11 protein-coding genes are annotated in these 23,206 nt (G+C 58.9%); 3 read left to right on the forward strand and 8 right to left on the reverse strand.

The window, feature by feature from the left end:
* Positions 1-60 precede the first annotated feature (60 nt).
* A complete protein-coding gene (locus AC30D7_RS20050) occupies positions 61-954 on the forward strand; it encodes a LysR family transcriptional regulator (protein WP_007938472.1) in 894 nt (297 codons plus the stop codon).
* 4 nt (positions 955-958) lie between these two features.
* Positions 959-1,552, forward strand: coding sequence for a tRNA-uridine aminocarboxypropyltransferase (locus AC30D7_RS20055; protein ID WP_490135212.1), 594 nt, complete (start codon positions 959-961; stop codon positions 1,550-1,552).
* 152 nt (positions 1,553-1,704) lie between these two features.
* On the opposite strand, the gene AC30D7_RS20060 is transcribed toward AC30D7_RS20055, so the two are convergent.
* Genes AC30D7_RS20060 through AC30D7_RS20070 form a run of 3 tightly spaced genes read right to left on the reverse strand, consistent with a single transcriptional unit; the run spans position 1,705 to position 6,614 of the window.
* Positions 1,705-3,060, reverse strand: a complete 1,356-nt coding sequence (locus AC30D7_RS20060) for an HlyD family type I secretion periplasmic adaptor subunit (protein ID WP_490135213.1) — start codon at positions 3,058-3,060, stop codon at positions 1,705-1,707.
* 9 nt (positions 3,061-3,069) lie between these two features.
* Entirely contained in the window at positions 3,070-5,229 is a 2,160-nt protein-coding gene (locus AC30D7_RS20065) for a type I secretion system permease/ATPase (RefSeq protein ID WP_490135214.1), read from the reverse strand.
* Positions 5,230-5,255: 26 nt separating this feature from the next.
* The gene (locus AC30D7_RS20070; protein WP_490135215.1) at positions 5,256-6,614 is read right to left on the reverse strand and encodes a TolC family outer membrane protein; all 1,359 of its coding nucleotides are present in this window, start codon (positions 6,612-6,614) and stop codon (positions 5,256-5,258) included.
* 587 nt (positions 6,615-7,201) lie between these two features.
* Between AC30D7_RS20070 and AC30D7_RS20075 the strand changes: the two genes are divergently transcribed.
* The gene (locus tag AC30D7_RS20075; protein ID WP_490135216.1) at positions 7,202-14,338 is read left to right on the forward strand and encodes a retention module-containing protein; all 7,137 of its coding nucleotides are present in this window, start codon (positions 7,202-7,204) and stop codon (positions 14,336-14,338) included.
* A gap of 254 nt (positions 14,339-14,592) precedes the next feature.
* On the opposite strand, the gene AC30D7_RS20080 is transcribed toward AC30D7_RS20075, so the two are convergent.
* The 5 genes from AC30D7_RS20080 to ptuB all read right to left on the reverse strand — a co-directional run bounded on the left by AC30D7_RS20080 (position 14,593) and on the right by ptuB (position 23,200).
* Positions 14,593-14,961 carry a DUF6124 family protein gene (locus AC30D7_RS20080; protein ID WP_490135217.1) on the reverse strand — a complete coding sequence of 123 codons (369 nt, stop codon included), beginning with the start codon at positions 14,959-14,961 and terminating at the stop codon, positions 14,593-14,595.
* 509 nt (positions 14,962-15,470) lie between these two features.
* Positions 15,471-18,551 (reverse strand): hypothetical protein, encoded by a 3,081-nt coding sequence (locus AC30D7_RS20085; protein ID WP_490135218.1) that lies wholly within the window; start codon positions 18,549-18,551, stop codon positions 15,471-15,473.
* Between the two features lie 480 nt (positions 18,552-19,031).
* Positions 19,032-19,385 carry a hypothetical protein gene (locus tag AC30D7_RS20090; protein WP_490135219.1) on the reverse strand — a complete coding sequence of 118 codons (354 nt, stop codon included), beginning with the start codon at positions 19,383-19,385 and terminating at the stop codon, positions 19,032-19,034.
* 278 nt (positions 19,386-19,663) lie between these two features.
* A complete protein-coding gene (locus AC30D7_RS20095) occupies positions 19,664-22,294 on the reverse strand; it encodes a hypothetical protein (RefSeq protein WP_490135220.1) in 2,631 nt (876 codons plus the stop codon).
* Positions 22,295-22,549: 255 nt separating this feature from the next.
* Positions 22,550-23,200 (reverse strand): retron Ec78 anti-phage system effector HNH endonuclease PtuB, encoded by a 651-nt coding sequence (gene ptuB, locus AC30D7_RS20100; RefSeq protein WP_490135221.1) that lies wholly within the window; start codon positions 23,198-23,200, stop codon positions 22,550-22,552.
* Between the last annotated feature and the right edge of the window lie 6 nt (positions 23,201-23,206).

Below are 23,206 nucleotides of genomic sequence, written 5' to 3' on the forward strand. Positions count from 1 at the left end.
CGCAAGCTCGGCAGCTGCTACGGGCGTCATCGTCTGCGTGTTTTCTGCTGGAGCTTCCCCATGGCCAACGCTTTACCCGACCTGAAACTATTGCGCATCTTCGTCAGCGTGGTCCGCCATCAGGGGTTCGCCAACGCCCAGCACGAGCTCAATCTCTCGACGTCGGCCATCAGCACTTATATGAGCCAGCTCGAAGCGGCCCTCGGCCTGGTGCTCTGCCATCGTGGTCGCGGCGGTTTCAGCCTGACCAGCAAGGGCGAGCTGTTCCATCAGGAAACCCTGCGTCTGTTGGCCGAACTCGAAGGTTTCGAACAATACGCCGCCGCCCTCAAAGGCGAATTGCGCGGCACGTTGAACCTGGGGGTGATCGACTCCACCGTCAGCGACAAGGCCTTGCCATTCGCCGAAGCCATCGGCGCCTACAGCCAGGAACACCCGGCGGTGCATTTGCACCTGTCGGTCATGAGTCCCTACGAACTGCAACTCGGCGTGCAGGACAACCGCCTCGACCTGGCCATCGGTGCCTTTTCCACGCGCATGAGCGGTCTGGTCTACATGCCGCTCTACCGCGAGCAACACTGGTTGTATTGCAGCAGTCGTCATCCGCTGTTCAACGAGCGGCGCATCCCCGAGCAGGTCATCACCCAGCAACGCATGGTCGGTCGCGGCTATTGGAGCCAGGCCGAACTGGCGCGTCATGGTTTCAAGCACAGCGCGGCGACCGTGGAAAGTATGGAGGCCCAATTGATTCTGGTGCTGTCCGGCGCCTACATCGGTTACCTGCCGGAGCACTACGCCCAGGCTTGGGCCGACAAGGGTGATTTGCGCGTGCTGCTGCCGGCGACGTTCGGTTATCAGGCGCCATTCTCGATGATCGTGCGCCGTGGCCGCAGCCGCGAGCCGCTGATCCAGACTTTCCGTGATTTGCTCAAAGCACAGCTCAATCAGGCTTAAGAAAATGTCCAGAATCCAGTGCCCGCGCTGCCTGCGTCCGCAAACTCACTGCCTGTGCCCGCTGATCCCAAGCCTGGATAGCCGCACGCGGGTGTTGCTGTTGCAGCATCCGAGTGAAGTGAACCATGCATTGAACACCGCACGATTGGCTGCGTTGGGACTCAAGAATGCCGAGCTGATCGTCGGCGAGGTGTTTGAGGATTTGCCGGCGTTGTTGCATCAGCAGGGCTATCAGGCGCGGCTGTTGTTTCCCGGTGAAGATGCTCAGCCGATGCAGACTTATACCGCCAATGATGAACCGTTGTTGCTGGTAGTCCCGGACGGCACGTGGCGCAAGGCGCGCAAGATGCTGCACCTCAATCCATTGCTGGCGGCGTTGCCCAGAGTGACCCTGGCCGAGGGCGGGGTGTCGCGTTATCGCTTGCGCAAGGCACCTGGGCCTGGGGCGTTGTCGACGGTGGAGGCAATTGTGCAGGCGTTGCAGACCCTTGAAGCGCCGAGCAGTTTCGAGCTGTTATTAAAACCGTTCGAGGCGTTGATCGAGGGGCAGATTGCGGCGATGGGGGAGGAGACCTATCAGAAGAATCACGGCCGGTGATGACTTGTGGCGAGGGAGCTTGCTCCCGCTGGGCTGCGCAGCAGACCCAAAGCCATTCAGCCTGTGTGTCAGGGAAATCATGCTGGCAGGTTTTGGGAGCGCTTCGCACTCCAGCGGGAGCAAGCTCCCTCGCCACAGGGACAGCGTGAGACTTAGCGTTCGCGCATCGCCTCGGTCCGTGCCTTCAACACCGGTTTAAGCAGGTAATCCAGCACGCTTTTCTCCCCGGTAATAATGTCCACCGTCGCCACCATCCCCGGAATGATCAGCAGCGGTTTCACATCCCCGCCCAAGTGATTTTTGTCGGTCCGTACCTGAATCAGATAAAAGCTGTTGCCCTTGTCATCGGTGATGGTATCTGCCCCGATCAACTCAAGCCTGGCACTCAACCCGCCATAAATCGTGTAGTCATAAGCGCTGAACTTGACCATGGCTTTCTGGCCCGGGTGCAGGAACGCCACGTCTTGAGGGCGGACCTTGGCTTCGATCAGCAGGTTGTCTTCCACGGGCACGATCTCCACCATGTCGCTGCCCGGCTGGACCACGCCGCCGATGGTATTGACCTTCAGCACTTTGATGATGCCGTGAACCGGTGACACCACTGTGGTGCGCGTTACACGGTCGTCGATGGCAATACTCGTGGCGGTGATTTTCGACAGATCGGTGCGTTTTTCATTCAGCTCCTTCGCCGCGTCCGAGCGGAAGGATTGTTCGGACTCGTCGATCTTGCTTTTGATCTCGTTGATCGCCGATTCCGCCCGGGGAATCGCCAGGGTCGTGGCGTTCAGTGAGCCGCGGATTTCCACCGCGCTGCGTTTGAGCCGCAGGATTTCCACCGGCGACACCGCCCCGGTGCCCACCAGCGGTGTCGACATGTTCATTTCTTGTTGCAGCAGCGCCAGGCTGGAACTGAACTGCCCCTGTTTGGAACGGAACTCCGCCAGCTCCTGGGTTTTTTGCCGAAGTTGTTCGGTCAAGGTGCGCTGTTCGCTGGCCAGTCGGCGCTGGCGTTGTTCGTACAGCGAGCGTTCGTCCTCGGCCACTTGCGGCGCCTTGGCGATGACTTCCGGGGACAGCTTGAACGGCCGGCCTTCCGCTTCGGCAGACAATCGTTCGACCTGCGCGATCAAGGCATAGCGGTCCGCTTCGCTTTCGCCCTTATTCGACAGGAATCGCGTGTCATCCAGGCGCAGCAAGGTGTCGCCCTTGTTCACCATTTGCCCTTCGCGAACGAAAATCTCGGTGACGATGCCGCCTTCCAGGTTCTGGATCACCTGAATCTTGCTCGACGGAATCGCCTTGCCTTCGCCCATGGTGACTTCCTGCAACACGGCGAATTTGGCCCAGACCAGCGCGCTGATCAGCAGCGCCGCCGCCAGCCACACGGTGATCCGCGACCAGCGCGGCGAATCCTGCAACGAGGCGCCGGCGGTTTCCGGCATGAACTCGACTTCGGCGCTTTTGCCGAAACTGTTGAAGTAGCCACGGGAACCTTGATCCACGGACATGGGCAACTCCTAAACCGTCGCAGAGCCGACGCGGCCCTTGCGCAATGCATCGATGACCGCTTCTTTCGGGCCGTCGGCGACGATCCGTCCGTTGTCCAGCACCACCAGCCGATCCACCAGGCTGAGCATCGAGGTGCGGTGGGTGACCAGCAGCACGGTTTTGCCCTGGACCCAGCCGTGGAGTTTCTGCCGCAGGATGTCTTCGCTGCTGTTGTCCATGGCGCTGGTGGGTTCATCGAGCAGCATGATCGGCGGATCGAGCAACAAGGCTCGCGCCAGCAACACCGATTGCCGTTGCCCGCCCGACAGCAGTTGACCACGCTCGCCCACCGGCCGATCAAAACCTTGTGGATGCTGACGCGCCAGTTCGGTCACGCCGGTCAGCTCCGCGACTTCAAGCATCCGGGCATCGCTGATGTAGCGTGCGCCGAGGGTCAGGTTGTCGCGCAGGCTGCCGGCCAACAAGGGCAGGTCGTGGGCGACATAGCCGATCTGTTGACGAAGGTCGGCGACGTCCAGTTGCCGCAGGTCCAGGCCATCGAGCAGCAACTGGCCTTCTTCCGGCGCGTAGAAACCCATCACCAGCCGCGCCAAGGTGCTTTTGCCCGAACCGCTGCGACCGATGATGCCGATCCGCTCGCCCGGTTTCATGCTGAAACTGACGTTGGCCAGGGCCGGCGCGTTCTGGCCGTTGTAGTGGAACGTTACGCCGCTGACGTCCAGGGCGCCTTGCAGTTGCGTGCGCTCCAGCGGCCGCTGCCTGGCATCGCGCTCTTGCGGCAGCGACATCAGCGAATCGGTGCTTTTCATGGTCAGTTGCGCTTGCTGGTAACGGGTGATCAGCCCGGCGATCTGCCCCAGCGGCGCGAGCACGCGACTGCCGAGCATGTAGCTTGCCACCAGCGCACCGACGCTGAGGTTGCCGGCGATGATGCTGTAGACCCCGGCGACGATGGTCGCCATGCCGGAGAACTGCTGAATGAACAGCGTGCCGTTGGTGGCCAGCGCCGACAGGTTGCGCGCATGGCTGTCGAGGCGGGTGAGGGCGCCGTGGGTGTTTTCCCATTTGTGCTGGCGCTCGCTTTCGGCGCTGCAGGCCTTGAGGGTTTCCAGGCCGCCGAGGGTTTCGATCAGCAGGGCCTGGCGCTCGGCACCGAGGCTCAAACTCTTCTGCACGGTGTCGCGCAGACGCGCCTGAATCACCATGGCGAAAAGGATCGTGATGGGGAAGGCCAGCAGCGGAATCACCACCAGCCAGCCGCCGAGCAGGCCGATCACCACCAGCATCAGCACGGCGAAGGGCATGTCGATCAGGCTGGTCAGCGTGACGGCGGTGAGAAACTCCCGCAGGCCCTGGAAGTCATGAATGCTCTGGGCGAAACCGCCGATGGTCGCCGGGCGCGCCTTCATCGCCATGCCAGTGATGCGTTCGAACAGGGTCGCCGAAAGAATCACGTCGGTTTTCTTCCCGGCGGTGTCCAGCAAATGCGCGCGAACCACCCGCAGCACCAGTTCGAAACCGGTGCCGATGAGCAAGCCGATCGACAGCACCCACAAGGTTGAAGTGGCCTGGTTCGGCACCACTCGGTCGTAGGTCTGCATCACGAACAGCGGCACCATCAGGCCCAGCAGGTTGATCAGGAAGCTCGCCAGAATCGCATCGCTGTACAGCCATTTCGACAGCTTCAGCGTGTCGCGAAACCACGCTTCGACCCGCGGCACCAGCGGTGCGCGCAAATCTTCGAGCTCATGCCGCGGCCGGGCGAACAAGGCCTGGCCGCTGTAGCTGGCGGCCAGCTCGTCCGTGCTGACCCATTGTTCTCCGCCGTCGGCTTCGCTGGGCAGAATCAGCGCCTGACCATCGTCGCCCCAACGGCGCAAGACCGCGCAGCGGCCATGGTTGAGGATCAGCATCACCGGCAGGTTGAGCGCGGAAATATCCGCCAGTTCACGGCGCAGCACCCGCGCCTGCAAACTGGCCCGGGCCGCTGCGCGGGGCAGCAGGTCCAGGCTCAAGCGTTGGTGTGCCATTGGCAGCCCGGCACTCAGGCTGGCGCGACTGACCGTCGCACCATGAAGTTTGCAAAGAATCAAAAGGCCGTCCAGAAGCGGATCATCGAAGCTCAGACGCGGATCGACACCCGTGTTGCCGGTTTCCATGCTGGTCACATTGATCGCTCCTACACGGCGTTACTTCATTTGAGTTCAGGCAAGCGCGCTTCGTTTTTCACTTCGGTGGCGGCGATCGCATCGGCGGGCAGCACCACCCGTTGCTTGCTCAGCAACTGACCCATGTTCGCCAGCACCCGGTACATCGAGAACTCCTCGGTGTAGCGCACTTCGGTGTAGCGGCGGTTGGCGTTGTAGAGCTCGTTTTCGCTGTCGAGCAAGTCGAGCAGGGTCCGTTGGCCGAGACCGAACTGATCCTGATACGCCGCCCGCACCCGAGTAGTGGTTTCGGCGTATTCACGGGCGGTCGGGGTTTGTTTCTTGGCGTTTTGCATGGCGTTCCAGGCCAGGTGGATGTTCTCGTTGAGCTGGCGCAATGCGTTGTTGCGGATGTCCAGCGCCTGGTTGATCTGGTGCGCATCGGAGGCCAGCCGGGCCTTGTCGCTGCCGCCGCGGAACAGGTTGTAGTTCATCACCACGCCCACTCGCCATTCGTTGTCATGGCCTTCATCGCCCTGCACGTTGTTATTGGCGCCCATCGCCGCTTCGGCGTCGAAGCGTGGGTAGAACGGCGACTTGGCGACTTCGTACTGGCTCTCGGCCGATTGCACGTCGGCCTGGGCGGATTTCAGGTACGGGTTGTTTTCCATCATGCTCTGCTGGGCTTCCGGCAGGGTGGTGGGCAATTCACCACGGGTCGACGGTGGCGTTTCGAGTTCATCGGGCATGCGCCCCACGACGCTGTAGAAATTCGCCTCGGCATCGGCCAGATCGACTTCGGCGGTATCGAGGTTGTTTTGCGCCAGCGCCCGGCGAGCGGTGGACTGGTCAGAGTCGGCGTTGCTGCCGACCCCACGCTGGGTACGCAGGCTGATCTGATCGTTGACCCGCATGTGCGCTTGCAGGTTGTTCTTGGCCAGGGTCACCAGTTCGCGGCGCTTGAGCACTTCGAGGTACACCTCGATGGTGCGCAGGGCCAGGTCCTGGGCGGTGCCTTGAGCGTAATAAGCCCGCGAGTTGGCCACACCTTTAGTGCGCGCGACCTCGTTGGCGGTGTTGAAACCGTCGAACAGCATCTGCCGCAGGCGCAGTTCCGACTGGGTGTAGGTGAGGATTTCGGTGTTGTGATTGCCCCGCGACCGGGTGGTGGTGTTATCGCTGTAGCCACGCCCGTAGGCGGCGTTCAAATCCACCGATGGATAAAAGCCCCCTTTGGCGACTTTAATCTGCTCATCGGCCGAGAGTCGTGCATCGACCCGCGACGCCAGTTCCGGATGGGTCGCAATGGTGCTCTGGATCGCCTCGGTCAATGACATCGCCTGAGCCTGAGAAGTGCAGGCCATGGCCAGCAGAATCGCACTGCAAAGGGGGGTTAAAACGCGCATGGGTGCATCTCCCTGATTCCTGATGGTGCTTAACGGTCGCCATTTTTTTGACGATATTTTTAGTTGAAACCGTTTCATGCCTGTAACAACAGAGCTAAGAACATCCTGAAGCGTAGCTAAGAAAAAATTTTCATAAGGGCTATGCCAAAAAAAACTTATGCGCCCTGAAAAATCCAGCACATTGTTCAATGCGAAACCCTTTGTTTTATTAGCTTTGCGGAGCGTAGGCAGGGTTTCTGAAAGTTCCATTCACTTTTCGACACAGGGCGAAGAAGTGCTGGAGGGGAGGAGAGCGAGACGGTTTAGAGGCGACATTTTTTTGTCACTCTGGTGATTCAAAACCGTTACGCATCGGTCGCAGGCCGGTCTTTTGAAAGTGGGATTCCGATGCCATTGATTGCAGAGGGTTTTATCCCGATTCAAACAAATGACTTGCGAACGACACGCTTGGCGAGGGGGCGGGGAGGCAGTGGTTAACTTTAGTTAAACGCCTCCTGGCTAATGTTCGCCAACCACCTGCTTGAACCATGAGCACGCTTTTTCGCGCAAACAGGATGCCGACAGCAGTTGGCAGCGGAGGAATGCACATGGCAACGCTCATCGGTATTGTCAGTAAGGTCATCGGTCAGGTTTACGCAGTGGCGGGTGATGGCACCCGACGCGCACTGATCGAGGGCGATCGGCTGTTTGCCGGCGAGCAACTGGTCACCGGGGCCGAAGGGGCGGTGGCGGTGCATTTGCAAAATGGCCAGGAGCTGACCCTGGGGCGTGACAGCAGCCTGCAAATGAATGCCCAGTTACTGGCGCATCAAGTGCCGCATGTGGAAACCACCGATGCGGTGACGCCGAGCCAGGCGCAACTGACCGATGTCGAGCAACTGCAAAAAGCCATTGCCGCCGGTGCCGACCCGACCCAGACCGCTGAGGCCACCGCCGCCGGACCGGGCACGGGCGCGCCCGGTGGTGCACTGGGTGGTGGTCACAGTTTTGTGCTGTTGGAGGAAGTGGGCGGGCGGGTCGATCCCACCATCGGTTTCCCCACCGCAGGTTTCAACGGTATTCCCGAATTCCCCCTGGAGCGCCGGGACGCTGCGCCGGACAATGGCAATAACAGCATCGCCGCGCCGGTTGTCGCGGACGTGCCGAATAACCCGGTCACCCTCACCGGCCTGTCGGTGGCGGGCGGCGAACTGACCCTCAATGAAGCCAATCTGGCGGACGGGTCGGCCAGCAACCCGGGGGCGCTGACTCAGAACAGCACGTTCACGGTGTCTGCGCCCGACGGGCTGACCAGCCTGAGCATCGGCGGGATCAGCGTGATCAGTGGCGGGGTGCCCATCGGTTTTCCTCAGTCGATCACCACTCAACTGGGCAACACCCTGACGATCACCGGCTACAACCCGGCCACCGGCGTGGTCAGTTACAGCTACACCCTGGTCGGCAACGAAACCCATTCCGCCGGTGACGGCACCAACAATCTCAGTGAACAATTCACTGTGGTTGCGAACGACAGCAACGGCGATACCGCGACTGGTTCGCTGGACGTCAATATCACCGACGATGTGCCCAAGGCCATCGACGACAGCAATGCCCATACCGCGTCGGAAACCCTGCTGACCCTGACCGGCAGCGTGCTGCCCAATGACGTCCAGGGCGCCGACCGCATTCCGACCGGCCCCGACAGCGGGCCGATCATCGGCGGTACTTTCACCGGGACGTTCGGTACCTTGGTACTCAATGCCAACGGCACCTACACCTACACTCTGAACACCAACGATGCCGATTTCAAAGCCTTGCACGGCGGTGGCAACGGCACCGAAAACTTCGTCTACACCCTTACCGATTCCGATGGCGATACCAGCACCGCGACGCTGGTGCTGAACATCCATAACAACGACGACCTGGTGACGCTCGATGGCCTGAACGTCAACGGCGGCGAACTGACCGTCTACGAAAAAAACCTCAGCGACGGCAGCAACCCTGATGCATCGGCGCTGACCCAGAGCGGCACATTCACCATTACTGCGCTGGACGGTGTGCAAACCCTGACGGTGGGCGGCATCGTGGTGGTTTCCGGTGACCTGATCACAGGCTTCCCGCATGCCATTGTCACGCCACTCGGCAACACGCTGACCATCACCGGTTACGACAATGCGACCGGCGTGGTCAGCTACAGCTACACCCTCGTCGACAACGAAATGCATCCGAATGCCAACGGCGCCAACAGTCTCTCCGAGCAGTTTGCGGTCACCGTGGTGGACGACAACGGCACCACCGCGACTGGCAGTCTTGATGTGAATATCGTCGATGACCTGCCTCATGCCGTAGATGACAGCAACGCCAATACGGCATCGGAAACCCTGCTGACCCTGACCGGCAGCGTGCTGCCCAACGACGTCCAGGGCGCCGACCGCATTGCCACCGGCCCCGATAGCGGGCCGATCATCGGCGGCACCTTCACCGGGACGTTCGGCACCCTGGTGTTGAACGCCAACGGCACCTACACCTACACCCTGAACACCAACGATGCCGATTTCAAAGCCTTGCACGGCGGCGGCAACGGCACCGAAAATTTCGTCTACACCCTTACCGATTCCGATGGCGATACCAGCACCGCGACGCTGGTGCTGAACATCCATAACAACGACGACCTGGTGACGCTCGATGGCCTGAACGTCAACGGCGGCGAACTGACCGTCTACGAAAAAAACCTCAGCGACGGCAGCAGCCCCAACACACCGGCGCTGACCCAGAGCGGCACCTTCACCGTCACCGCGCTCGACGGTTTGCAAACCCTGGCGGTGGGCGGCATCGCGGTGGTCACCGGTGGCGTGGCCGCAGGCGTCCCGCAGTCGATCGTCACTCCGCTTGGCAGCACGCTGACCGTCACCGGTTACGACAGCGCGACCGGCGTGGTCAGCTACAGCTATACCCTGGTGGATAACGAAACCCACCCGAACGCCAACGGCACCAACAGCATCACCGAGAACCTCAATGTCGTCGCCACTGACGTCGACGGCAGCACGGCGTTGGGCCAGATCAACGTCAACATCGTCGATGACTTGCCCACCGCCAACCCGGACCACGCCTCAGTGGCCGAGGGCGCGACGGTCTCGGGCAACGTGCTGGGCAACGACATCGGCGGCGCCGACGGGCCGGCACTCGGTGGCGCGGTGGTCGGCGTACGCGCCGGCAGCGACACCTCGACTTCAGCCATCGGTGGTTTGAACAGTCAAATCAACGGCACCTATGGCTACCTGACCCTGGATGCCAACGGCGATGCGGTCTATCACAGCAATCCAAATGCCGTGAACGGCCCTGGCGCGACCGATGTGTTCACTTACACCGTGCGCGATGCCGACGGCGATGAAAGCACCACCACCATTACCATCGACGTGGCCAACTGCACCCTCGTGGCTGCCACCGACACCGATGTGACGGTTAATGAAAAAGCGCTGGACCTGACCAAGGACGGGCAGGACCTGGCGGCGGGCACGGTCGTCGGCAGCGAGCCTGGCAACACCGGCGAAACCGCCTCGGGCACGCTGGTGGGTTCAGTCACCGGCACCAGCGACACCATTACGTACAGCCTGGTCGGCAGCGCCAACGGAACCTACGGGCAAATCCTGCTCAATCCGGACGGCAGCTACACCTACACCCTGACCTCGCCCCCCACGACCACCCCTCACGCCAACGACGGGCCGAACACCCTGAGCGAAAGCTTCACCTATCAGGCCACCGATTCTCTGGGCAACAGCGTCACCGGCAGCATCGTGATCAACATCGTCGATGACGTGCCAACCGCTCATGCCGATGTCGTCTCAGTGGCGGAAGGCGGCACGGTCAGCGGCAATGTGTTGGGCAATGATGTGCTCGGTGCTGACGGCCCGGCCTTGGGTGGCGCGGTGGTTGGCGTGCGCGCCGGCGGCGATACCTCGACTTCGGCCATCGGTGGCTTGAACACGCACATTACCGGCACTTACGGCTATCTCACCCTGGATGCCAACGGCAACGCCGTGTACCACAGCAATCCGAACTCGGTCGGTGAACCGGGCGCCACGGACGTGTTCACCTACACCGTGCGCGATGGCGACGGCGATGAAAGCACCACGACCATCACCATCGACATCTCCAACTGTTCCCTCGTGGTGGCCCCCGATAACGACGTGACCGTTTACGAAAAGGCGTTGGATCTGACCAAGGACGGCCAGGACCTGGCGGCGGGCACCGTCATCGGCAGCGAGCCTGACAACACCGGTGAAACCGCCTCCGGCACATTAGTCGGTTCAATCACTGGCGCCACGGGTGCAATCACTTACGCCCTGGTCGGCAGCGCCACCGGCACCTATGGGCAAATCCTGCTCAACCCGGACGGTTCCTACACCTACACCCTGACTTCGGCGCCCTCGACCACGCCTCACGCTAACGATGGGCCGAACACCCTGAGCGAAAGTTTCACCTATCAGGCCACTGACTCGTTGGGCAACAGCGTCACCAGCACCATCGTGATCAACATCGTCGATGACGTGCCGACGGCCCATTGCGATTCGGTTTCGGTGGTGGAGGGCGGCACGGTCAGCGGCAATGTGCTGGACAACGATGTGCTCGGTGCTGACGGCCCGGCCTTGGGTGGGGCAGTGGTCGGCGTGCGCGCCGGCAGCGACACCTCGACCTCGGCCATCGGTGGCTTGAACACGCAAATCACCGGCACCTACGGCTACCTGACCCTGGATGCCAGCGGCAACGCCGTGTACCACAGCAACCCGAATTCGGTCGGCGAAGCGGGCGCCACGGACACCTTCACCTACACCGTACGTGATGCCGACGGCGATGAAAGCACCGCCACGATCACCGTTGACGTGTCCAACAACTGCCTCGTAGCGACCACCGATACCGATGTGACTGTCTACGAAAAGGCGTTGGATCTGACCCAGGATGGGCAGGACCTGGCGGCGGGCAGCGTCACCGGCAGCGAGCCCGGCAACACCGGTGAAACCGGCTCCGGTACGTTGGCAGGCTCGGTCTCTGGCGCCACTGGCGCGATCACTTACACCCTGGTCGGCAGCGCCACCGGCACCTACGGCCAGATCCTGCTCAATCCCGACGGTTCCTACACCTATACGCTGACTTCGGCGCCGAAAACGTTGCCGAACGCCAACGATGGCGCGAACACCTTGAACGAAAGCTTCACCTACCTAGCCACCGATGCCATCGGCAACAGCACCACCGGCACCCTTGTGGTCAACATCGTCGATGACGTGCCTCACGCCGTCGCCTCGGACCGTTCGGTGCCGGCCGTGCAGATCGACTCCAACCTGATGCTGGTGATTGATGTGTCCGGCAGCATGGACGACCCTTCCGGCGTGTCGGGCCTGTCGCGGCTGGATCTGGCCAAGCAGGCGATCAGCGCATTGCTCGACAAGTACGACAACCTGGGCGACGTGAAGGTGCAGATCGTCACCTTCAGCAGCAGCGCCACCGACCAGGCCTCGGTGTGGGTCGATGTGGCGACGGCCAAGTCGATCATCGCTACGCTGACCGCGGGCGGCGGCACTAACTACGACGCAGCCGTGGCGACCATGGAAACCGCATTCGACACCTCGGGCAAACTCACCGGGGCGCAGAACGTCGGCTACTTCTTCTCCGATGGCAAACCCAACGAAGGCGACATCGGCACCGCGGACGAGATCGCGCTCAAAGCCTTCCTCGACGCCAATGGCATCAAGAACTACGCCATCGGCCTGGGCAGCGGCGTCAATAACGCCAGCCTCGATCCGGTGGCCTATGACGGCAGCACGCACACCGACACCAACGCTGTGGTGGTGACTGACCTCAACCAACTCAACTCGGTCCTCTCGGGCACGGTGCAAGGCGCGCCGGTCACCGGTTCGCTGCTGGGTGAGGGCGGTACGTTCGGCGCCGATGGCGGTTTCATCAAAACCCTCACGGTCGACGGCACCACCTATACCTACGACCCGAAAGCCAACAGCAATCAGGGTTCGCTGAACTTCAGCGGCGGCGCCAACCACGGCACCTTCAACACCGTCGACAACACCCTGAGCATCGCCACCAACAACAGCGGCACGCTGCTGGTGAACCTCGACACCGGCGAGTACATCTACACCTCGCAGAAAACCACGGCCGTGCAGATCACCGAAAACATCGGCTTCACCGCCAGCGATAACGATGGCGATCTCACCAGTTCGACCCTGACAGTCAACGTGATTCCGAATTCGCCACCGGTGGCGGTCGATGATCACATCATCACCAACGTGCTGTCGGGCAGTATCGGGGTGCCGGGCGAGCTGCTATTGGCCAACGACACCGACCCCAACGGTGATGCGCTCACGGCATCGCCGACTACCTTCAACACGGGTTGGACGGCCAAGGGGGCGGACTTTACCGGCACCAACTCGAGCTTCAGTTTCACCGGCAATAACGTCCAGGCCGTGACCATCGCCCGCAGCGCATTCGTCGCCAACGCTGCCGCCATGACCGCCATGCTGGTGGTCAGCGGGGCATTGGGGGCGGTCAGCGCCAACAATGCCAACGATGAGGACCGCATCACCGTCAACCTCAAACAGGGTGAAACCCTCAACCTGGACCACAACCTGGCGGCCGGCCACGTCACCATGGAGTACTCGGTCAACGGCGGCGCTTACATGGCTCTCGCCGACGGCCAGACCATCACTGCCACGGCGGACGGCACGTACCAGATCCACATCACCAATATCGACGACGGGGGGCCGGGCAACAGCGGGAAGGGGGCGGAAAACTATCAACTGACCATGACGGTCAACTACGCCGGAGCCCAGGACTCCGCGCCAGACTTCCACGGCACCTACACCGCCAGCGACAACCACGGTGGCAACGACAGCGCGGCAGTCGACATCACCTATCAGGCCGGCCATACACTGACCGGCACCTCGGGCGATGACGTGTTGATCGCAGGCACCGGCAACAACATTATCAATGCGGGTGACGGCAACGACGTGCTCACCGCAGGCTCAGGCAATAACGAGATGCACGGCGGCGCCGGTAACGATCTGCTGTTCAGCGGACCGGGCAACGATTTGCTCGACGGCGGCACCGGTAACGACACCGCGAGCTACGCCCATGCCACCGCCGGCGTCACTGTCGACCTCAGCCTGCTCACCGCGCAAAACACCGTTGGCGCAGGCACCGACACCCTGACCGGCATCGAAAACCTCACGGGCTCGAACTTCAACGACAGCCTCACGGGCGACAACAACGGCAACATCATCAACGGCGGTCTGGGTAACGATGTGCTCAACGGCGGGGGCGGCGACGACTTCCTGATCGGCGGCCTGGGCGACAACACCCTCACCGGCGGTAGCGGCGCCGACACCTTCCAGTGGCTTAAAGGCAACAGCGGCCACGATGTCATCACCGACTTCACGCCGGGCACCGACAAACTCGACCTGTCGCAACTACTGCAAGGCGAGAACGGCACCGCGGCATCGCTGGATGACTACCTGCACTTCAAAGTCACCGGCAGCGGCGCCTCACTGGTCACCAGCATCGACGTCAGCACCATGGCCGGCGCCACGCCGAGCCAGACCATTGACTTGGCGGGGGTGAATTTGGCCAGCCATTACGGCGTCACCCCCGGAGCGAATGGTGTGATTGCCGGCGGTCACGATACCGCGACCATTATCAACGGCATGTTGAATGACCATTCGTTGAAAGTGGATACCGTGTGATCTGAAACGACAAAACCCGCCATTCCCGGTGAAAGGGGATGGCGGGTTTTTTGTTGTTTGAGGATTTATCTACCGGCCCTGTGCCCGGATACACCTCATGTGGCGAGGGAGCTTGCTCCCGCTGGGCTGCGAAGCGGCCCCAAAACCATTCGACCCAATTGCATCAGGTAGACCGCATATACAGGGTTTACGACTGCTGCGCAGCCGAGCGGGAGCAAGCTCCCTCGCCACAGGGGTCAGCGTTTGACCTCAGGTCATAGGGCCGGGTCAGCCTTCAGCTCCAGACTGTCCAGCGCCCGACTCACCGCCAGCTCGCCGAACATGATGAGCTGCGCGACACCCAGTATCGTATTGCGCTGCGGCCCCTCCAGAAACCCGGCACAGTCACTGGCGATCACCTTGGCCGAGGCAAAGGACTCGCAGGCATTGGCCAGTAGCTCTTCGATGTCGATGTCCGGGGCAACGGTGTAAATCGTGCTCGGTTTTCGCGGGGGCTTGGGGGCGGACGGTTTGAGGTAGTAATCGAGGGCGCGCTCGGCGGCTTCGTTGAGTTTTTTGGAGTCCGGGGTTTCGTAGGGGGAAACGTCGTCGGTTTCGGGTGGGTTGGGTGTTGGTTTGAACATGGTGAATCTCCTTTGGAAATAGCACCATCAGAACCTGTCGCTAAACAGGTAAGGGTGGTGACTGTATGCAGGTTAGCGAACCGGTCAAAGGCACCCGGTAGACCCGAGGGTCTCCCGCATACAGCCACCATAACGTAATTGCAGACGTCAAAAGTCGGCAATAAAGTCTGGAGCGCTGATGCACTTTGAATAGTCCAAGTCGCTAAACCCGATCGCTGAATCTCAGCGACCCGGAAACGATAAAGACCAGACACAAAGCGCACAAGCCGGCGGATTCTGGCGCAGTCGTAGGTAACGACGCAAGGATGTGTAGCCTGAGTGAGTGTCTGGAGATGTCTTTTAAACATCGCTGTTTATTTCTCACTCAGGCTTAGGAGAGGCAGGGCTGATAAATAATGGCGTGCCCAGATACGCCCATTTTCGTCCGACAAACTGTTGGTTGGCGGTTGAGCGTTGCCCAAATCGGCCGGGAAAGACCGTTTTGTTGGAGTAATATTTCAGCCTATAAATTATCTGTAAGTCATCTTGAAACAATCAATAGAAATTAAATCAGTTGTCGAGGTTTGGACTTCTACACCCCAAATATCGGTACTGGGATGCGAGTAACTAACAAGTTGTGCATCGAAATTAAGTGGGAGTGTGTATTGATGGATTATGTTGTTATTTATGTCTAAAAATCTTATCCATAGATTATGGGTTTGCGCGAACCTGACAAAAAAACTGACGCTGGAATAGCCCCAGTTGAATCGAATACGCATATGTTGTGACGTGCCAAGGCCTTTCCAATGCATCTCCAGAGTCTGCCCACTACTTTTACCCGGTATCTGAGGATAGGGACCAGTGAATAAGTCAGCCAGTGGAGCTATCCCGATAAAGCCGGTGCCCCCTAAATGGTAAATAGTCATGCTGTTTAGTGGGATGTTTAGACCTGGCGATACGTGTCTCGTTGAGTATTGATCGAAATTTTCAGACGTGGATGGCACTACTCTGGTGAAACTCCGTGAGTTGGAATTCAACCCGGTCGCTACTGCTGTGGCGTATACCCTGTTTAGGCCAGTGACGATGGGCAGGGGGGTAGTCCAGAAGCCACTTGCGTTGCTCTGCACGATATTCTTGGCACTGTTGTTGTGATGGATCTGCACGCTATAAAAAGGTGTCACCGATCCTTCCAGTGTGACAGAGGCACTGGCGGTACTCTGTCCCTCGCCCAGCTCTCCTCGCGAATGCTTGACCGACGTCAGGGTCACTGCCAGATGGGCTTTGCGTGTAAAGATGCGCGCGGGGGATTCCAGCTGATTGCCATAAACGGCTCTGGCGGTGAGGGAAAAAACCTTCTGCTCCAGAGCCGATAACTTCGTAGTCCCACTCCCTTTGCTATCAAGTGGAATAGGCGCCCCAATGGCCTTGGCTCCATCGTAGAGTTGGATACTCTGGTTCGGATCGGCAGCGACGGTCACCGTGACCTCGGTGTCGTAAGTCGTTCCGTTATGGGCGACCGGACCTTTGGAATCCGTCAGTGCGGTGATGCTTGGTTTGGTGGCCACCACCGTCAGGTTGCGCACGTTGGAGTAAGTCGCGGTGGGGTGATACAGCGATTTGGCGTACAAGCGGTGGCCACCCTGCGCGACGGTGATCGTGTGCTCCCAGATTCCCGTGGTCGCGTGGGCGGTCGCCGTGCCCTTGGACACTGCACTCGAGCCACTGCCGTCGAAGATTTCAACCTGCTGGCCGTTGCTCGCCTTGCCCTTGAGTTTCAATGTGGTTTTGATGGTGCTGGTGCCCTCCGGCACTTCGACGTTGTTGGCGTCCAGCACATTGACCAGCGTCGGCACAATCACAGCCACCACCGTCAGGTTGCGCACGTTGGAGTAAACGGGGGTGGGGTGATACCGCGACTGGGCATACAAGCGGCGACCGCCCTCCGGCACGGTAATCGTGTGTTCCCAGATCCCCGTTGTCGCGTTGGCGGTCGCCGTGCCCTTGGACACCGCGCTCGGGCCACTGCCGTCGAAGATCTCGACGGGCTGCCCCTTGCTGGCTGTGCCCTTGAGCTTCAGGGTGATACTGGCGGTCAGCCCACCCTCCGGAACTTCCTTGTTGCCGGCATCCGTTACGTTGCTCAAGGTCGGAACAACCAGCTCCACCGACTTAATGGTGTAGGTACGGTCCGGAAACACCACCGCCGTTGCCTCGACATTGCTCTTATCCAGAGACGCCTTGAACTTGATTGTCAATGTAGAACCGTGCCCGAGCAGCTTGAGGTAGCTGTTGGCCAATGTATATGGCCAGAAGCCCTGGCTGACCCACGTGGCGTTGACCTTTGAGGTTCCGCCACTCCAGACTTGCAGGTTGTGCGCCGTGCCGTCCGCTTTTTTCCCCTCCAGCCTCATCCGCACTTGCTGACCCGCTTCGATCAGCGTCCAGAGCAATCCGTGGAGGGTCGCGTCTTTGGTGCCCAGTGCCATCAGGTCAAGCACATTGTTGGCATCGGCCTCGACAATCTTCGGCGGGATCAGCGCCGTCGTCGGCAACGGCAGAATGTTCAGCGACAAGGGTAATGAGGTGAAGGTCATGCCGTTGTGTTCGATGACGTAATTGACGGTCACGGTTTTGCCCAGGCTGTAGGCCAGCACCGAGCGCGGCACGACAAACTCCAGCCCCGAACTGACCAGCCGTGGTGCGCTAGTGTAGGAGCCCGCCGCCGACGTGCCGGTCGCGCCTCGCCAGATCATGGTCACCTTGTGGGTGGGCAGCAGCGAGCCGCGCGGCACTACCGTCACAACGTCCTGCAGGGTCGGATTGAAGTTGTTGCCTGTCTGCCCCTTGACGGTCGGGGCCAGCAGATCGAGACGGTTGGCGTGGATGTCCAGATAGGTTGTCGCCGACTGGTTACCGTTGCCCAACTGGTCGGTCACTGTGCACTTGACCGGCATCTTGGCGTTGTCGCCGATCTGCTGGAAATCAGCGGCGGTCAGGGTCAGTGTGATCGCCTTGGCAGGATCAGTGACTTTAATCGTGGTGCTCCAGGTGCCCACGTCCAGGCGAATCTCATCATATGGCCGCGCGAAGCTGATGATGAAGGTGGCCAATACCCCCGTCGCTGCATCTGCAGGACCGACGCCGTTCGCGACGATGTTGGGTGGAAAGACGATGGTGATACCGGCCGGCGCGGGGTTACCGGGTGCCGGGTCGTGATACAGCACATCCAGCACCGGGGTCGAGTCCTCAAAATTCCCGCTGGGCCGGGTGACCCGGTAAAACAGCTGATTGACGCCGTTCACCAGCCTCCCCAGCGGCAGGTACAGGAGAATGCGCAGTTGCTCTTCTCCCGGCAGGATGACCTTGCTCACGGCAGTGGCTTTGCCGTTGACCCACACCTCCACGGTGTCGAATGCATCCAGCGTAAAAGTTTTCAGCATCGTGAGGGGATCAATCACCAGTGCCAGGCCATTAGGCGCCTGATAAATGGACAAGGGTATGCCGCCGTGGGCGAGCCCCGCCGGTTGCACGGGTGTTCTCCACCCCGGGATGAACATGGGCACCAACAAAAGTCCGGCGCTGGCCTGTGCTGAATTGACGTTGATGCTCATCTTGTTCTCCTGGCGCGTTGTGCCCGAGCCATTTCGGGAGCGAGCCTCATCACACCGCGAAAGAAGAAAAACGGCTACTGTCAGATCTGACAGGTGACGGTGGGTTTGCGACGAGCGGTCATGTGCGATGGCTTTTCAGAATTTTCGCACCGCCAGCTCACCAATCCCCATCCGTCGTTCCAAACGGCTGGTTCTAGACTTGTCGTGGTCTGCCTCATTAATTCCCGACGACCCAAACATTGTTGTCCGTGTAATTGCAGATATAGATGCGAGTGCTGTCCGAGCTGAAGGCTACACCTGCAGAGTCGCGGCCGGCCGGGATGCGACGGACGCTAAAGGTCGTGGTATCGACTATCACGATGGCCTTGCCGTTATCCCACTCACTAGCACAGAGAGACTTGCCATCCGGACTGAGTGCCAATTGCCATGCGCCAAGTCCGATTGGGATGTTGTGAATGACTGCATGGGTACGGGCATCGATCACCACGAGCAGACTGACATCTGTCCTGACGGTATAAATGCGAGTGCCGTCCCGGCTGACCACGATGCCATGCGGATTGGACCCAACCCCAAGGCCCACAACGGCCCGCCGTTCAACTTGGCCAGATCGACAATGGCTGGGGCGTCATTGTTTTCGGTCGGGATTTCCCGAAGTATCGCCTTCTCGAGTTCGACGCGGTCAAGGTGGATGTCCAGGCGTTTTTCCGGGGATTTGACCCGGTTGTCCAACTGATCGATGACATAGAACTCGGCCACCGCTTTCGGGTTGTCGCCCGCCTCGCGGAACGTGTCGGTGAACAGTGTGTGGGCGATCGGCGCCGTGCCAGGTGACAAGCCCTGAGTTTTCTCGGGACGCGGGCTTATCACACACCAGACGGGAACGGCTGACTACTGTCAGATCTGACAGGTGTTTATAGGTTTAAGACGAGCGGTCGAACCCTCTTTCGGTCTCTATTGTCTCCGCAATCAAAGGCAAATCGATGCTGTTAGTGAGTGTCTGGAGATGTCTTTTAAATATCGCCGATTATGCTTACTCAGATGTCGGAAGATAGAAAGGAGAGGTCAATAAATACGTACCATTTTGGTATAAATAGTTCTATCAGCTTTGTACTCTAAGTGTATGTCCATTTTATATTGTCGATCCAAATGCCAGAGTCATTTTCTGTGACACCTTCCCATACAAATGATCCAATAAATTGTCCGGCTGGTGGTTTGTATGCTAGAAGTTTTGCGAAGTTGTCAGATAATGGAATAAGCATATAGTCAAGGTACTTATTGTTCAAATCATAGAATGTTATTTTATTTCCTGGTGTGGAGTTGTGTAGGTGTACAAATTCGACAGAGATGACTTTAATGTTGCTCCAGCTAAATCGAACGGACGAGTTGTAGTGAGCTAAAAATGATATTTTTCCCAGAAGTGGGTCTGGAGGAGTGAAGATTTGCAAGGCGGAATAGCTATTGTTGCTTGCAACTCTTAACGTAGTTACCGTCAAACCACTATTAAATGTTATAGGTTGATTTGGTGGGAACTGCTGTTGTTTTTCCCCTTCCCAGTCTTCAAAACCTTGCCTGATATTAACGACTTCATAAGTTTTTACTGGAAAAAGCGTCGCTGTCGCAAAATCCAACTTCCCATCCAGATTCACCCAAAAGCTGACTTTCAACGTACTCCCGTCTTTACGTGCTTTCAACCATTCCAATGGCACCAGGCGCTTCAGGCCAGGCCCTTGGTGTGGCTCACCGACACGGTCGTCATAATAGTCGGCGGTGCTCCCGTCGATAACTTCCTCATAACGCAACCATACCGGTAGTTTACTGACCTGACCCAGCCATTCAGCCACGATGAGAATAGTGGTGGGCAGCAGAGTTGTTACGTCCAGTTTTGTTTTTGTCCCTTCAATCTCCGGTGTTGGAAGCCGCGGATCTTCGGCGGCAATCGGCTTGACCGTCAAAGCCAATGATTCCGAGGACGCGACTCTTTCCCCATCACGGTTCAAGTTCCAGTGCAACTGAAACGACGTGCCCTGGCGGGCTACAAGAAACTCCCTGTTCAGCACAAAGTTGGCGCGCTTGTCCTGGTTCAGAAGGGTAAGCGGGAAGGGTGGTGAGCCGTCCGGCGCTCTTCTTTCCACCAGCCTCGCCTTGTCTTCAGCAATCGCCGCCAGGAACTCGACCCGTACCGTCGGGAGAGCACCCAGCGAGTCGATCGTGCGAGTGGCTGGCGGAACCGGAAACGGTGGCTCTAATACAATCTGTGCCGCATCGCCAAACATCAACTGCAGCAAATTGGAGAACACCTCCACCTCACCCTGGTTGGTCACCGAGCAGTACACGGCCAAAGGAGTACTGGCGTAAGGGGCGATGTATTTGGCAGGCACCTGGAAAATGATGGGTTGTGTCGGGTTGATAACGATCTGCCGGAAAATGAACAGTGCCGGAATTCCGCCTTGATCGGTGGTTTGCCAGTAAAGTTTGACAACCGCGCCTTGTTTCAAGGGCCAGTAATCGGCGACCCGCACCGTGGCCATGTCGGTGTCGACCGGTACTTTGTTGTCCACCAGCGGTTCGACAATTGGCAGGCCCAATGGCTGAGCCTCGCCGGAGACCGTGGCATTGGCGGGTTTCGAGAACTGTGACGTGCCAGCCTTGATCAATTCATAGTCGGCACAAAGACTGCCATCGATTACGTTTTGTACCCGCCAGTTTTCGACGTCGAACGTCTCGGATCTGCTGGCGAGCGACACCGTTCGGGTATAGGTGTGACTGACCGCCTCACCTGCCTTTGTAAAACCTGCGAGTTTCAGTTTGATAATGTCGTTAAGCGCAAATCTTCCAGTGATCAGTATCGGCAGGGGGGCGCCCACCAGTTTTTCGTGATGGACCACATCGTTCTCATCAGCCAGTTCGAAGATTGGCGCAATCAGCAGTGTAATCAAGGGTTTGAACACGATGCTGAGCGCGTCCGACCATCCGCTGGAGTTATGCACCCGGTCGATGACCATCCAACGCGTTAAAAGTGTGTTGGTGGCAGGCAAGGAGGCGAGTTCTTCCGGTGTCACATCAATGACTACATCACCGAGCGCGGTGATGGTGATTTCCCAGCGTAAGGGGCCGAGTACGATGACCACTTTGTCACCGACGGATTGATTGAAATACTCCCGCACGGTCAGAGACAAGCCTTCAGCAACCACCGTCTTGTCGATAATGGTTTCCGAGCATTCAACCCGATTGAGGCCCTGGTTGTAGGGCATGGCGGGGTCAGGATCCTGTTCACCCGGTTCCGGGTTAAGGAAACAGAGCGAGGTTCGCGGCGATTCTTCGGAGTTGCCACTCAATCTCTCAATCTTGAACCAGCATTTCCTGTTCTTGGGCTGCAAGGGGGGGAACGTGGATTTCATATCATCCATCGAAATATGGAAAGGGATGGGTTTCGCCTCCCCTTGATCATCGAAATGCTCGTCTTTGACTTTGATATTCGCGACTGGAACGATCTCGTCTCCGAGGTAAACGTCAACCTTGTCGCCACGGGTCATTTCCAAGTATGGAAAGAGATAAGCCAACAGGCCCTCAACATCGCTCTCCACCATATTTATGTTGATCCCTTGAGCCCCGTCATGCTGTGGTTTGTGACCTATGACAAGAGGGGGGCTGATTGCAAACAGACCTATGCCGCCGTTCTCGGGTGGGAATACAACTTCTTGTTGATTGGAGGCCGTGTCGGGAGTAGCGATTGGGCTGTTCATGAATGCGCACCTTCCATATGAAGTGCCTGAAACTCCGGGACGGACGGCACCGATACAGAGGGATTAAAACGATAGTGTCAGCGTCTGGCTACTGTCAGATCTGATAGGCCAACTCAAGTTTAAGACGAACGGTCGTCCGGCGTCACATAACTCCGGCGGCCCAATCAACCGCCCCGTTACCCCAAACAACTCCAACTCCCGAATCACCTCCAGTTCCCCTTTGGCCTCAGCACATGAGCTTGGAACGTCTGCGGGTTAAAGGGCTACTGATAATGTGTGGCGGATCGCTGTCGCAAACGGCAGGTAGGCGGTTTCCAGAATTTCAGCCTCAAGGAAAAGCTGAAGATCTTCATTTTCCGGATCTTCCAAAAACATTTCTTGAAGCGCCTCGGCAGTTTTTAGATAGCCTCGTACCGCTTCACGTCTTATTTCGCGCAGTGCACCGTTTTCAGCATTCAGATTGAAGATGCGCAAGGTTTCGACCGCTCTCTGGTGTAGCCGGACATCCAGATTTGCGCGCGGTGTAATGGTGCCGTCGTTGACGAAAATGAAATAATCGTCAGGGTTGTCCTCATCGGGCTTGAGTAAGACGCGGGGTTCATAAACGCCGCAGCGGTCCTTGAATTTTCCGCAAGACTCCTCCCGATTACATGAGCCAAACAGATTACTCCAGTCGAATGTGCCTTGAGGGTGTCTGTCTCGCTGAAGGAAATGTTCTAGATGTGAATGGCCAGGTTTACTGATATCGGCTTCGCAGTAAGCACAGCGGACATCCTGCATGACGTTGAGTTGTTGCCAGATCTGCGCACGTTCATCCGGTGTCGGCGACTCCTGCGACCACCGGTGCAATCCATGTCTGTAACGGGTGAGGCAATGCGGTCCTTCACCCCGAACAAGCTTACGCATGTAACC

Source organism: Pseudomonas sp. DF5, from assembly GCF_058148225.1.

Coding starts and splice junctions, on each gene's coding strand:
- AC30D7_RS20060 (WP_490135213.1), bottom strand. CDS start 3,060: ATGTCCGTGGATCAAGGTTCCCGTGGCTACTTCAACAGTTTCGGCAAA.
- AC30D7_RS20075 (WP_490135216.1), top strand. CDS start 7,202: ATGGCAACGCTCATCGGTATTGTCAGTAAGGTCATCGGTCAGGTTTAC.
- ptuB (WP_490135221.1), bottom strand. CDS start 23,200: ATGCGTAAGCTTGTTCGGGGTGAAGGACCGCATTGCCTCACCCGTTAC.
- AC30D7_RS20070 (WP_490135215.1), bottom strand. CDS start 6,614: ATGCGCGTTTTAACCCCCCTTTGCAGTGCGATTCTGCTGGCCATGGCC.
- AC30D7_RS20085 (WP_490135218.1), bottom strand. CDS start 18,551: ATGAGCATCAACGTCAATTCAGCACAGGCCAGCGCCGGACTTTTGTTG.
- AC30D7_RS20055 (WP_490135212.1), top strand. CDS start 959: ATGTCCAGAATCCAGTGCCCGCGCTGCCTGCGTCCGCAAACTCACTGC.
- AC30D7_RS20050 (WP_007938472.1), top strand. CDS start 61: ATGGCCAACGCTTTACCCGACCTGAAACTATTGCGCATCTTCGTCAGC.
- AC30D7_RS20095 (WP_490135220.1), bottom strand. CDS start 22,294: ATGAACAGCCCAATCGCTACTCCCGACACGGCCTCCAATCAACAAGAA.
- AC30D7_RS20080 (WP_490135217.1), bottom strand. CDS start 14,961: ATGTTCAAACCAACACCCAACCCACCCGAAACCGACGACGTTTCCCCC.